This is a genomic window from Pedobacter polaris (assembly GCF_005116505.1).
Classification (GTDB): domain Bacteria; phylum Bacteroidota; class Bacteroidia; order Sphingobacteriales; family Sphingobacteriaceae; genus Pedobacter; species Pedobacter polaris.
On record NZ_SWBR01000001.1, the window covers coordinates 751,984 to 764,477 of the forward strand.

Sequence of the window (12,494 nt, forward strand, 5' to 3'; positions counted from 1 at the left end):
AAATTGCTAACTTCCATTTTCAAACCGACGTATATATACATGCCTCAGATTAAATTATCCGCTATCAATAGAATTTTCTGTTTTGCGCTCTTTGCTCTTTTACTTTCATCTTCTATAGCTAAAGCTAATTTCGATTTTAATGCAAACTGCTTAAAAGCATATCAAAGCATTTTCGAGTTAAAACTAAATACTGCACGTCAACTAATTGCTGCTGAAAAAAAAGCGCATCCAAATAATTCTATCGTTCCATTTTTAGAAAATTATGTAGATTATTATTATTTGTTAACTACAGAAAGTAAATCAGAATTTGAGCGTTTAGAGTCAAATAAGGATGACAGATTAGATCAAATCAATGAAGATGATAAAAACTCACCATACCGTCTTTATGCTCAAGCGCAGATCAATTTGCAATGGGCTTTAATTAGAGGGCGCTATGGCTCTTATTTTAGTGCTGCAAGAGAAATTAATAAAGCAAACACGTTGCTGCAAGAAAACGCTAAAAAATTTCCTGGTTTTCATTTGAACAGTATGGGATTGGGATTAATTAATGCGGTTATAGGCGCTTTACCAGATGGATTTTTAAAATCTTCGCTTTCGACATTTGGATTGAAAGGAAACTTACAAACTGGCTTAAATATGCTAGATAAATTAGCCGAAAACTTGCCCAAGTCTACATACGAACCTTTTTATGAAGAAACAGTTTTTAATTATGCCTATGTATTATCTGATGTAGCCCACAGCCCTTCAGCATATGCAAAAACCATGAAATATACAGCTCGCATAGCGGATAGTAGCTTACTTAAATGTTATCTACAGGCGTATGTATGTTCTAGAAACGGTCATACAGATGAAGCAATCAGTATCCTAGCAAATAAGCCAAGTGGATCAGCTTATCAGGCTTTTCCATACCTAGATTATTTAATGGGAATTGCTAAGTTGAACAAATTAGATTTAACAGCATCAACCTATTTTGATAGGTACTTGCAAACAAACAAAGGTGTTAATTATGTTAAAGATACTTACTTGCATTTGGGCTGGATCGCCCTATTTAAAGGGGATGATTCTAGCTATTCGGCCTTTATGGTTAAAGCAAAAAATAATGGATATACTTACCATGGAAGAGATAAGCAGGCCCTTAATGAGGCAAACTCTCCAATGCCTAATAAAGATTTGTTAAAAGCAAGACTCCTGTTTGATGGAGGATATTTAACAAAAGCATTAGACCATTTAAATGACAGCAAGGTTGAAGATTTTAGTTCTCTGAAAGATAAAGCAGAATACTTTTATCGCTTAGGGAGGGTAAACGACGATTTAGGCAAAGATGACACCGCCCTTTCCAATTATCAGAATGCCATTAATAATGGGAAGACTTTCAAATATTATTATGCTGCAAAGGCTGCGGTTCAAATGGGTAAGATTTATGAGAAGAAGAAAAATCCAGCCAAAGCTAAATCAAGCTTTAACCTTGCCATAGGCATGAGAGATCACGAGCAAGAGAATAGCATCGAAAACGAGGCTAAACAGGGGTTAAGAAGGATTGGTGGATAATTACGAATGTCATCCTGAGCTTGCGAAGAATCTCTAGATTTATTCCTCCAAAGTCGGAATGACAAACTTATCTAAAAGGTTTAAAACTTATAAACTATTGCATTAATGTGCATTCCGGCGCCAACCGAAGCAAAAACAGCATACTGTCCTTTTTCAATTTTATAACCTTCAACTTCACCGTTCAACACCAAGTCAATCAAAGTTGGAATAGTGGCTACAGAACTATTCCCTAACCATGAAATGGTCATGGGCACTAAGTTTTCTGGAACCGAATCTAAGTCATAAAGCTTAAATAAACGCTTCATAATTGCATTATCCATTTTACCATTTGCTTGGTGAATAAATACAGTTTTGATTTTATCTATGGAAATGCCAGATTTATCTATGGCCCTCTTAACAACTTGTGGTACGTTAATTACAGCAAATTCATATAACTTACGGCCATTCATTTTGAGGTAAGTATTGCCGTTTTTTTCAGCAGGATTATTGCTGCTTCCCATAGTTAATAATGCAGCATGGCTTGCAAATGTTTGGCTTTTATGGGCAATAATTCCAGTTGGCTCTTCAGATTCTTTTGCTTCAAAAATTGTAGCGCCTGCTCCATCAGAAAAGATCATACTATCTCTATCATGAGGATCAATAATTCGAGAAAGTGTTTCTGAACCAATTACCATTACTTTTTTAGCGTCTCCACTACGAATTAAATAATCTGCTTGGATTACACCCTGAACCCATCCTGGGCAGCCAAAAATAATATCATAAGCTACGCAGTCTGGATTTTCAATAGCCAAAGCCGCTTTAACTTTTGCAGCTAAAGCAGGCAACATATCCATTCGATTTGAACCTGTTTTTACGTCACCAAAATTATGACAGAAAATAATATGATCAAGTGTTTCTTTGTCAATATTAGCCGCTTCAATGGCCTTTTTAGCCGCAAGAGTAGCAATATTGCTATTTACCAGATCAGAACATGCATATCTTCGTTCTACAATCTCTGTAATTTCACTAAACTTATTAATGATCTCGATATTTTCCTTGTCCAGCTTTACGCCGTTATCGAAAAACGAAGCTTCCATAAAGTGGTCGCCGGATATAATGTTTTCAGGTATATAACTTCCTGTGCCAGTAATAACTGAGTAAATTTTGTTCATGTTGTTCATTTCGTACCGTATACTAATTTGGTATTTAGTATAAAAATATTAAATTTTATTTAAAAAGAGAAATGAAGCTATTTTAATTAGCGTTTATTTTCAATAGCAAACTTGATTAAACCAGTCTTTCCGTTCACATTTAGTTTCTGTATCATATTTTTACGATGCGTATCAACGGTATAAATACTAATACATAATTTATCTGCTATTTGGCTAGAGGAATAAGTCTCACTAATTAACTGCAAAATTTCCAATTCTCGGTAGGTCAAGTTATGCTTTTTTTGAAAATTATCATCATCATCAAAAGAATTTACTTCTTGAATTTCTGGTTTTAATTTTTGAAAATAGGTATTTCCTTGTGCAACATCCTTAATTATCTTGAAAAGCGACTGAGCGTCAGTGTCTTTCTTAATAAATGCCTTTACGCCCATTTCTTTTAACCTAATGGCTAAATTAGTGGTATAATACATAGACAACACAATTATTTTAACACTTGGGAATAATCGACTAATCTTCTCAGAGGCAATTTCCCCATCTAAAACAGGCATATTCAAATCGATAATTAATATATCCGATAGAGAATGGTTTAACAAATGAAGAATCTCCTTTCCATTGGCAGCCTTGCCAATCACTTTGAAATCTCCTTGTTCTGAGAGAATCGAATGCAATCCGTCAGCGAAAAGTTGATGATCATCAGCGATCATTAAGGTTATGGGATTTATTGTAGCGTCATTCATTTTAAAGGAATTTCTATTGTTGTTGTTGTGCCTGTACGATTACTGTCTACAAGAATTTTTCCATCGAGGTAATTAACTCTGGAGGTAATATTTTGAATGCCTAGCCCTTTGCTATTTTTTTCAGGATTAAAGCCAATGCCATTGTCTTCTGCCATAATTGTTATGGTATTACTAAAATATAACAGCTGAATAGTTGCTTTTGAAGCGCAAGAATGATTGATGATATTATTTACCAGTTCATTTATGATACGATAAATTGTAATTTCTACAGGTGTTTCAATTTCATGATCTAACTGATGTACAAAATCAAAACTTATCTTTCCGGAAGTATTTAAAACTCTAAAATGCTCTTTAAGCGTTTCTATTAGACCATAAGTCTCGAAATTTTTTGGCATTAAGTTATGAGAAATCTCCCTTAAGTCTGTACAAGCTTTTTCGATCATATTAATGGTTTGATCGAGAAACTCCGTTTCCTTTGTAGTTAACTGATGGGCCTTGAATTGAAATGCAGTTACATTTAACTTAATTAAAGAAAGTGTTCCGCCCAAATCATCATGTAAATCCCTAGCTAAACGCGTTCTTTCATCTTCTTGTGCATTAAAAATGCCGTCTGCTAAATCGATCTGATGACGGCCTTTTTCTTCTAACAATATCTCCTTTTCTTTTTTGAGAAAATTATATCTTTGAGTTAAGGCAAACGAAAGAAAGACAATTTCTGCAGTTAAACCTACTACCAGCCCATTTGGCTTTAATAGATTGAAATTAGTGAGGCCTAGGGTATTAAAAACATAGTTGAAAACACCCAATAGAAGCATTACCGTCGCAATGAAATAGTACCAACCTAATTTATACCCTCCTTTTATTCTTTCAACCACACAGATAATAAGCACAATTACAGTAAGTAAAGCAAGAAAATTATTAATATAAAATACAATCTTCTCTAAAGTAATATCTGACTTAATCAACATTAAGGCTGGAATGAGGGCCATAACCCAACAAAATCGCTTGTAGTATTGTGTAAAATCATACATTCTGCTATTTGATTTATTCTGATCAACAAAAAGCTGCATAACCTGAACTAATAACCCACAGCTTAAAGAAGCCATGATTAGCCTCATATAATCTTGTAGGTGGGGTAAATTGGGATAAAACCATTGAAACGCCAATCCTTCTTCTTCTAGAATAAAAATAAGCGTACAAAAAATGTATGCTGCATAATAAAGATGTATCTTATCTCTCAGAGAAGTAAACAACAGTATATTGAAAATAATTGCGAAAACAAATATACCTGTGTAAAAACCAAATAAGGTGTGCTTTGGAATCTCAGCCTGAATAATATCTACATCTTTTCCGAGCGAAATGGGCATGTACATATTTTGTCCACGCTTGTCCGCCCACAAAAAAAAGGAAGCTTTTTCATTTGCAGATAATACAATGGGATAAATAAAACTCCGGTTTGGATAGGGTCGGTGTTTATACTTAAAGTGATCGCCCGTAAGCCCCATCGATGTAATTTTTCCGGTACTATCTACCTTAAAAAGTTCCAGCCTGTTGACGCTTGAACTTTGTTCTTTAAACATTAAATGGACAGCCTGATTTAAGGTGTTTTTTAAATCAAATACAATCCAGTAATATGATTGTGTATAACCTTTACTAAATACTTTGTCTGGGCTAAGTTTAGTTAACCTTTGATCATTTTTATACCTGATAAGCGAATCTATCGTTGCTGTTAGATTTCTGTCTTCATAGAAGTAACCGTGTTTACTAATACTATATTTTCTAGCGGTATCAATTAGAACCGGATTATTGCTTTGACCAAAGCTGCTGCTAGATGGTAGCATGAAAAAAGAAACCGCAATTATAAAAAAGTTACTTTTCATTCATTAGAGTATTTAATCGCATTCTGCTGAATTGACTTCATAAAAGTACTATATAAATCAAGCATTAAATATACCGAGTATTCGGTATATACCTATAAAAATCAATCACTTAGCTTTAATTTAATTTCAAATACGGTATTAAATGTTAATCATTAATAGTTTCCAAACGTAAAAAAAGTAAACATGAAAAATCTAATTTCTCTTATTTGTTTGAGCATAACAACAATTTGTTATGCTCAAAGCCCCAGCGAAATAAAAGAAGCGATCAAGCACGCAGAAGCCGAGAAACAAAAACAGCAGGCCAAGCTAGACTCACTTTTGGTAATTGATCAAAAAAACAAGCTCACACTACTGAGAGATCTTAATAAACAAAAAAGCGAATTGGACCAAAAAATAAATCAACTTGGATCGACTGAACCAAAGAACAATCGGATCTCTTTTGTTTTGGGCATTGGGGCAAGTTATGTGGCAAACACCCTTCATCAAAACCCATCGGTAAACTTAAATAATAATAATGTGATTATCGAAAAGGCCCAAAAGGTTAAAACAAATGTAACCTTTGGAGTTGTTTATACCCCCTAGATTAAGAAATTTTCCAATAAGGACGGAGAATCTGAAATCGTTACCCATGGGATTTCATTGTCTACCTTTATTAATCCTGTTACTTTGTCAAAGGCTTCTGAGAATCGGTCTTTTTTTAGCATGGCTGATTTTGGCGTAGGTTTGGGCTATAAGTTTGCTGGGAATGTCTTAGTAATGGCTACTTCTGAGTTTTTTGGTGTGAGGCAACCAAAGGAGTGGTTTATCGCACAATACCAAACTAATGATCGACAATATAATGTAAATGGATTAACACAATTGTCTTTCGATCCTAATGATAATGATGTCTTTCGTACAAAAATGATGACTACTTTTGGATTCAAGATTTGCTATACCTTCGATATCGTTAAAAACTTTAAGTCTTCAGAAGTAAAATAGAAACCTTAATTTCATCCCTAAATTTTTACCAAATGAACAAGGCAATTAAATTACTTATCCTAGTAATGGTACTTGCACTTAATAACAAGGCACAAGTATCAACAAGCGATATTCATCGCGTAGGACTGGTTGTAGACCAAGACTATTTCATGAAGTTTGTTAAACCATCCTTAAATAGGGATCTAAACTATACCATGGGCGCCGCTTTACCTGCTTTTCAATATTCAAAAATGGCTGAAAAAGGATGGGTTTATGCACCGCACAGATTTTTATCCAAGATTTTCTTGGGCAAATCATATAAGAATCATGAACTTGTTGATGCTGGTATTTTCTTGGCTAATACTACTTTTACACCAGATTACTTAGGCAATTTAACAGATCCAGGTAGTCTTTATAAGCGTAATAATGATAGGCCATTTGCCAGCTTAAATTTTATCGGTACAAGCGTTGGTTTAGCCAATGCCACAGGCGATGGACTATTTACACTTTCATTAAATGTTGGTGCAATAGGCTTAAATGTTTCTAATTGGGTTCAAACTACCATCCATGAAGGCCGTAAAGGTTCACCCATACCCTATGGATGGGAAGATCAGATTTCTATTGGAGGAGAGCCAACAGTCTTACTGGCAGGCAAAAAGGATTGGTTGCTGCTAGGGAAAGCGGATGGCCGAGGGTATTTTCAGTTAAGTTCAAATGCAGAGCTTAGAGCAGGTTATTATACCAGTACAGGTATAGGGCTTAATACACGCATTGGCCTTTTAGATACAAGAAACTGGATGGTAAATACTTTGCCTTTGGGCAATGCAACAAAAAGATTGGCTACTCAAAAAAACTTAAGTGAACTTTATTTAATGGGTGGCGTTAAAGCTAATGCTTGGATATATAATGCACTCTTAATGGGGCAATTTAAAGCAAATAAATATGAGATGAGTTTTAGTGAGCTAAGAAAAGGCACACTCGACTGGAACATTGGGGTAGGTGGGAAAATACCATTTTCAACAAAGAAAGCCTTAAGACTTTCGGCAATGGCCGTAGGAAGATCGCCTGAATTTAAAACGGTTAGCGAATTTGAACGCTGGCATTCATGGGTTAACCTTCAAGCTTATTATGAATGGTAGTTAACTAAAATCGTCAATTAAAAATACAAATAATTCTTTTGGTCCATGTGCACCAAGTACCAAGGTCTTTTCAATATCTGCAGTTCTGCTTGGTCCTGTGATTGTACTAACCATTGAGGGAATCTGGTTCCCGTATTTATTTTTCAGCATTTGAAAAGCATCTTTCAAATCTAAAACCAATTGACCCGTTCTTGCTATTACAATATGATGATGGGGATATATGCTTAACCTACGTCCGGCGGCATGCTGATTACTAACCATAACAGAACCATTTCTAGCAATTAGTGATTCGCATAAGGTAATCCCAACCTCTGCTTGCTCAAAATCTTTATCAGTTTGGTAAAAAGGAAATTCGTAATGAGCTAATAAGGCTTGTAGTTCTGGCTCCCAGCAGTAAATCTTTCTCCATTTAAACTTATCAGCCAACTCTAGAATATTTTCTATAAAATCTACGCCGTTTTCACAAAAAATAAAGTTACCAGAAACTGCCGTTAATTGTTCAGCAAATAAAATTTCTAATTCTTCTGTATTGGATTTATACAGCTGACTTTCTTCTAAATTAGGATAGGGATTGTCTCGTTTTTCGAGCAATGCCTTTCTAATCTTTTTAAGCATAAGTTCTTTCGAAGAAATATTTTCTTTCATAGTGGATGATGGTCAAAAATACTCAACCTGTCTCATATAAACAAAACAGCAACCTTGTTAACCAAGGTTGCTGTCTAGATATTTAATTTAAAAATTAATTTGCTTCTTCTTTCGCATTTGCGGCAGGAGCACTTGGATCTGTAGTTGGTCCAACACCGTCGTGAATTAAACCTTGTGCAGCTGGTGTTTGATCACCAGTTCCATTTACAAACTCATCATAAGTAGTTCTGTTATCAAATGGACGTTTACCTAAGATTTCTTCTAAATCTGCTTGGAAAAGGATTTCTTTTTCTATCAGTTTCTGCGCTAATTTTTCTAAACCTTCACGATTAACGGTTAACAATTCTTTTGTTCTTTCGTAAACTTCAGAGATCAATATTCTAACCTCGTTATCAATCATTTCTGATGTTTTCTCAGAATATGGTTTGTTAAAGTTGTATTCATTTTGAGGATCATGGAAAGAAACATTGCCAATGGTTTTATTCATACCATAAATGGTAACCATAGCGTATGATAGTTTAGTAATGCGTTCCAAATCGTTCTGAGCTCCAGTAGAAATTTTACCAAAAACTAAATCTTCAGCAACACGACCACCCATTGTCATACACATACCATCGGTTAACTGTTCCGTAGTATATAAGAACTGTTCTTTAGGTAAATACTGCGCATAACCTAATGCGGCAACGCCACGAGGCACGATTGAAACTTTAACTAATGGATCGGCATGTTCTAAGAACCATCCAGCTATCGCATGACCAGCTTCATGATAAGCAACGATCTTTTTCTCTTCTGGAGAGATGATTTTATTTTTCTTTTCTAAACCACCAATTACACGATCAATCGCATCTTGGAAGTCTTGCATATCTACATATTCTTTGTTGCGACGAGCGGCAATTAATGCTGCTTCATTACAAACATTGGCAATTTCTGCACCTGCAAAACCTGGAGTTTGTGCTGATAATTTTTTAGCATCAACAACTTCAGCTGTTTTAATTGGTTTCAAGTGAACTTTGAAAATCTGTTCACGGCCAATTAAATCTGGTTTATCAATAGAAATTTGTCTATCGAATCTTCCTGGGCGCATTAATGCAGAGTCTAAAACATCGGGCCTGTTGGTAGCTGCTAAAATAATGATGCCGGAGTCTGTTCCGAAACCATCCATTTCAACTAATAACTGGTTCAATGTGTTTTCACGCTCATCGTTACCACCCATCATGCTGTTTTTTCCACGAGCACGGCCAATAGCATCAACCTCATCAATAAATATGATACAAGGCGCCTTATCCTTTGCTTGTTTAAACAAGTCACGTACTCTAGAAGCACCAACCCCAACAAACATCTCTACAAAGTCAGAACCAGATAAAGAGAAGAAAGGGACTTGAGCTTCTCCAGCAACAGCTTTTGCCAGTAATGTTTTACCTGTACCAGGAGAACCAACAAGTAATGCTCCTTTAGGAATTTTACCTCCTAAGTTTGTATATTTTTTTGGGTTTTTAAGGAAATCTACAATTTCCATAACCTCTTGTTTAGCCTCTTCTAAGCCTGCAACGTCATTAAATGTAATGCTTACTTGGCTCTCTTTATCAAATAAAGTAGCTTTAGATTTACCAATATTGAAGATCTGGCCACCGCCACCACCTCCACCACCGCCCATACGGCGCATCATAAAAATCCAAAGACCTACGATAAGCACAAGCGGTAAAATGAAATTAATTAAAATTGCAGACCATGCATTAGACTTTGATACAGGAACTGCAGAAATTTGTTGTTCTACTGGGATTTTAGCCTGCGTTTGTGATTTCTCAAGTTTCTTGCTAATATCGTCTAATGAGTTTCCGTTAAAAAATACTAGTGGACCTTTTGTAGATGTATTAAGTGAGTTTTTAGGAAGGTATTTTTTGTATTTTGCTAATCCCCGTCTATCTTTTTTAATATAAACATCAGCTCTAGCTATTTCATCACTTTTATAACTCTGAATCTTTTCTACATCACCCGCAAGCAACATATCTTTTTCAAAAGCAGAATAGCTTACTTCTTGACTATTTTCGGCACTAAATAAATATTGTACAACTAAAAGTCCAATAATAATGGCGGCATAAACCCAAAAAATATTAAATTTTGATCCTTTTTGAGGCTTCTTTGGTATGTTAGGAATGCGTTTTATTAGTTTTGGTTTTGTATTCTTGTTATCTTCCATGTTAGTTTAAATGTGTGTTTAAATAATTGGGTTAGGCACTTTTGTAGGTAGTGGTCTCTGCGTCACCCCATAAATCTTCTATTCCAAAAAACTCACGTTTTTCGGTTTTGAAAATGTGAACTACAATATCAAAGTAGTCTAAAATAATCCACTCTGCATTTTCTTGACCCTCTTTATGCCAAGGGTTTGTTTTGGTTTGTTTATAAATCTCATCCTCAACGCTATCGGCAATTGCTTTAACTTGAGTAGAAGAATCGGCATTGCATACAATAAAATAATCAGAAACAGAGCTGTTTAGCTCTCTCAAATCTAAACGAACAATGTCATGTCCTTTTTTTTCTTGTATGCCATGGATGGCTATTTCTGAGAGGTATGTAGAAAGGTTTACTGTTTTCTTTTTTACCATTAAAAATTTTTAATTTTGATAATCAACAAATATAAAATCAACACTTGCAAAATAACACTTTTTCAACATTATTTGTTGGTCAAAATCTTATCAAATTATTAGCTGTCGATTCTACTAATAACTTCTTGAAGACTTTGGTGTCAAAATCCGAGCCATTACCAGAAGGAACTGTAATTATGGCAGACGATCAATTTGCCGGGAGAGGACAACAAGAAAACACTTGGCACGCCGAACCTGGCAAAAATTTAACCATCAGTATTTTACTTAAGCCGTCATTCCTGCCTTTAAATAAGCAGTTTATGTTAAATATGGCTGTTAGTATTTCTATAAACAACGCGCTAACTGTCTTTTTACCAACGGATGTACACATCAAATGGCCAAATGATATTTACTTTAGAGATAAGAAACTCGGAGGTGTATTAATTGAAAATGCGATAGTTGGAAATACCATAAAAACAGCCATTGTTGGCATAGGATTAAATGTTAATCAGCAATTTTTTACAGAAGAATTGAGTAGTAAAGCAACATCGTTACATCAAATTTTACAACAAGATGTTAATTTAGAATTGCTTTTGGCAGAAATTTGCAGTCAGATAGAAAGTTTATATTTACAACTCAAAGCAGAGCGATATACATTTTTAAGAGCTGCTTACGTTGATAGGTTGTATAAAATTAACAAACCATCATTATACCGACAAAATGGCGAGGTTTTTGAAGGTACTATAAAGGGAATAACAGATTTTGGGCTACTTAATGTAGAACGAAACGGGGAAATAACCCAATTTAATTTTAAAGAGATAGAATTTTTAAACACATAAATCCATGAAAAAAATAACCTTAATTTTAACTTTAGTTTTTTTTAGTGCAGTTGGTGCTTTTGCACAGTTAGAAAGCCCAGTAACTTGGTCTTACGTGGCAAAAAAAACAAGTAAAACGGAAGCTACAATTTATATAAAAGCTACTATTGAAGATAACTGGCATTTGTACTCTCAAAATATAAAACCAGGGGGGCCAAGTAAAACCACATTCACTTTTACAAAATCAAAAGATTATACAGCTGTAGGTTCTACAGTAGAGCCAAAACCAATTATTAAATATGAAAAAGTATTTAAAATGGATGTTGGATATTTTCAAGATGAAGTAGTGTTTACGCAGAAAGTAAAATTGAACAAAGCGACAACAGTTGTAAAAGCTGTGGTTAATTTTCAGCTTTGTGATGATAAGCAATGCTTACCGCCAAGCGATGTTACCTTTAGTATACCTGTTAAGTAAAAGACTAAATTAATACTGAAAGCCTTTTAGCATAAGCTGGAAGGCTTTTTATTTACTAAAACATAAACCTCTCATGAAAAAAACAGCACTCGTTTTTGTATTTATGTTTTTTAATTACATTGCTTTTGCACAATTAGAAAAACCCATAACATGGTCTTACCAGGCTACTCGTGTAAATAAAACAGAGGCTATTTTATATTTAAAAGCAAAACTGGATAGAAATTGGCACGTTTACGCTCAAAACATTAAGTCTGATGCAATGAGGATGAGGTTTACTTTTTCTCCATCAAAAGATTTTATTTTAGTTGGAAAAACGGAAGAACCACAGCCGATCAAAAAATATGATAAAACGGTTAAACTAGATCTAGCATATTTTGAAAAAGAAGTAGTTTTTAAACAGAGGATTAAGCTTAACAAGGCATCAACAATTGTTAAGACCAAAGTAGAGTTTATGGTTTGCAACGACAAGCAGTGCTTACCATCAGACGAGATTATGCTTAGCATTCTCGTTAAGTAATATACACTAAAAGTAAAATAAGCCTTATAGATAACAACCTCCATG

General features: G+C 34.6%; 13 protein-coding genes. 7 read left to right on the forward strand and 6 right to left on the reverse strand.

What is annotated here, in order from left to right:
* Window positions 1–39 precede the first annotated feature (39 nt).
* Window positions 40–1,548 (forward strand): YfgM family protein, encoded by a 1,509-nt coding sequence (locus tag FA048_RS03370; RefSeq protein ID WP_136838797.1) that lies wholly within the window; start codon window positions 40–42, stop codon window positions 1,546–1,548.
* An 80-nt stretch (window positions 1,549–1,628) separates the two neighbouring features.
* On the opposite strand, the gene FA048_RS03375 is transcribed toward FA048_RS03370, so the two are convergent.
* The 3 genes from FA048_RS03375 to FA048_RS03385 all read right to left on the reverse strand — a co-directional run bounded on the left by FA048_RS03375 (window position 1,629) and on the right by FA048_RS03385 (window position 5,316).
* On the reverse strand, window positions 1,629–2,699 hold the full coding sequence (locus FA048_RS03375) for a 3-oxoacyl-ACP synthase III family protein (protein WP_136838798.1): 1,071 nt from the start codon (window positions 2,697–2,699) through the stop codon (window positions 1,629–1,631).
* Window positions 2,700–2,785: 86 nt separating this feature from the next.
* Window positions 2,786–3,436 (reverse strand): response regulator, encoded by a 651-nt coding sequence (locus FA048_RS03380; protein WP_136838799.1) that lies wholly within the window; start codon window positions 3,434–3,436, stop codon window positions 2,786–2,788.
* Window positions 3,433–5,316 (reverse strand): sensor histidine kinase, encoded by a 1,884-nt coding sequence (locus FA048_RS03385; protein ID WP_136838800.1) that lies wholly within the window; start codon window positions 5,314–5,316, stop codon window positions 3,433–3,435. The genes FA048_RS03380 and FA048_RS03385 overlap by 4 nt, the downstream gene beginning before the upstream one ends.
* A 183-nt stretch (window positions 5,317–5,499) precedes the next feature.
* Between FA048_RS03385 and FA048_RS03390 the strand changes: the two genes are divergently transcribed.
* The 3 genes from FA048_RS03390 to FA048_RS03400 all read left to right on the forward strand — a co-directional run bounded on the left by FA048_RS03390 (window position 5,500) and on the right by FA048_RS03400 (window position 7,412).
* Complete coding sequence (locus tag FA048_RS03390; RefSeq protein ID WP_136838801.1) at window positions 5,500–5,898, forward strand: hypothetical protein; 399 nt, start codon at window positions 5,500–5,502, stop codon at window positions 5,896–5,898.
* A 120-nt stretch (window positions 5,899–6,018) separates the two neighbouring features.
* Window positions 6,019–6,294 (forward strand): hypothetical protein, encoded by a 276-nt coding sequence (locus FA048_RS03395; RefSeq protein ID WP_136838802.1) that lies wholly within the window; start codon window positions 6,019–6,021, stop codon window positions 6,292–6,294.
* Window positions 6,295–6,326: 32 nt separating this feature from the next.
* Complete coding sequence (locus tag FA048_RS03400) at window positions 6,327–7,412, forward strand: lipid A-modifier LpxR family protein (protein ID WP_136838803.1); 1,086 nt, start codon at window positions 6,327–6,329, stop codon at window positions 7,410–7,412.
* Here FA048_RS03400 and FA048_RS03405 read toward each other — a convergent pair whose 3' ends face one another.
* The 3 genes from FA048_RS03405 to rsfS all read right to left on the reverse strand — a co-directional run bounded on the left by FA048_RS03405 (window position 7,413) and on the right by rsfS (window position 10,660).
* Window positions 7,413–8,057, reverse strand: a complete 645-nt coding sequence (locus FA048_RS03405; RefSeq protein WP_136838804.1) for a LutC/YkgG family protein — start codon at window positions 8,055–8,057, stop codon at window positions 7,413–7,415.
* A 94-nt stretch (window positions 8,058–8,151) separates the two neighbouring features.
* Complete coding sequence (gene ftsH / locus FA048_RS03410) at window positions 8,152–10,254, reverse strand: ATP-dependent zinc metalloprotease FtsH (protein ID WP_136838805.1); 2,103 nt, start codon at window positions 10,252–10,254, stop codon at window positions 8,152–8,154.
* Between the two features lie 31 nt (window positions 10,255–10,285).
* On the reverse strand, window positions 10,286–10,660 hold the full coding sequence (rsfS, locus tag FA048_RS03415) for a ribosome silencing factor (RefSeq protein ID WP_136838806.1): 375 nt from the start codon (window positions 10,658–10,660) through the stop codon (window positions 10,286–10,288).
* Between the two features lie 44 nt (window positions 10,661–10,704).
* Here rsfS and FA048_RS03420 point away from each other — a divergent pair, with 44 nt between their 5' ends.
* From FA048_RS03420 to FA048_RS03430, 3 genes are all read left to right on the forward strand, one after another.
* Window positions 10,705–11,478, forward strand: coding sequence for a biotin--[acetyl-CoA-carboxylase] ligase (locus FA048_RS03420; protein ID WP_136838807.1), 774 nt, complete (start codon window positions 10,705–10,707; stop codon window positions 11,476–11,478).
* 4 nt (window positions 11,479–11,482) lie between these two features.
* Window positions 11,483–11,932: a protein-disulfide reductase DsbD N-terminal domain-containing protein gene (locus tag FA048_RS03425; protein WP_136838808.1), complete on the forward strand. Its 450-nt coding sequence runs from the start codon at window positions 11,483–11,485 to the stop codon at window positions 11,930–11,932.
* Window positions 11,933–12,005: 73 nt separating this feature from the next.
* Complete coding sequence (locus tag FA048_RS03430) at window positions 12,006–12,449, forward strand: protein-disulfide reductase DsbD domain-containing protein (RefSeq protein ID WP_136838809.1); 444 nt, start codon at window positions 12,006–12,008, stop codon at window positions 12,447–12,449.
* The last annotated feature ends 45 nt before the right edge of the window (window positions 12,450–12,494 follow it).

Bases quoted from the DNA above. Each gene is read 5' to 3' on its own strand.
- FA048_RS03370 (WP_136838797.1), top strand. From the start codon at position 40: ATGCCTCAGATTAAATTATCCGCTATCAATAGAATTTTCTGTTTTGCG.
- FA048_RS03375 (WP_136838798.1), bottom strand. From the start codon at position 2,699: ATGAACAAAATTTACTCAGTTATTACTGGCACAGGAAGTTATATACCT.
- FA048_RS03380 (WP_136838799.1), bottom strand. From the start codon at position 3,436: ATGAATGACGCTACAATAAATCCCATAACCTTAATGATCGCTGATGAT.
- FA048_RS03385 (WP_136838800.1), bottom strand. From the start codon at position 5,316: ATGAAAAGTAACTTTTTTATAATTGCGGTTTCTTTTTTCATGCTACCA.
- FA048_RS03390 (WP_136838801.1), top strand. From the start codon at position 5,500: ATGAAAAATCTAATTTCTCTTATTTGTTTGAGCATAACAACAATTTGT.
- FA048_RS03395 (WP_136838802.1), top strand. From the start codon at position 6,019: ATGGCTGATTTTGGCGTAGGTTTGGGCTATAAGTTTGCTGGGAATGTC.
- FA048_RS03400 (WP_136838803.1), top strand. From the start codon at position 6,327: ATGAACAAGGCAATTAAATTACTTATCCTAGTAATGGTACTTGCACTT.
- FA048_RS03405 (WP_136838804.1), bottom strand. From the start codon at position 8,057: ATGAAAGAAAATATTTCTTCGAAAGAACTTATGCTTAAAAAGATTAGA.
- ftsH (WP_136838805.1), bottom strand. From the start codon at position 10,254: ATGGAAGATAACAAGAATACAAAACCAAAACTAATAAAACGCATTCCT.
- rsfS (WP_136838806.1), bottom strand. From the start codon at position 10,660: ATGGTAAAAAAGAAAACAGTAAACCTTTCTACATACCTCTCAGAAATA.
- FA048_RS03425 (WP_136838808.1), top strand. From the start codon at position 11,483: ATGAAAAAAATAACCTTAATTTTAACTTTAGTTTTTTTTAGTGCAGTT.
- FA048_RS03430 (WP_136838809.1), top strand. From the start codon at position 12,006: ATGAAAAAAACAGCACTCGTTTTTGTATTTATGTTTTTTAATTACATT.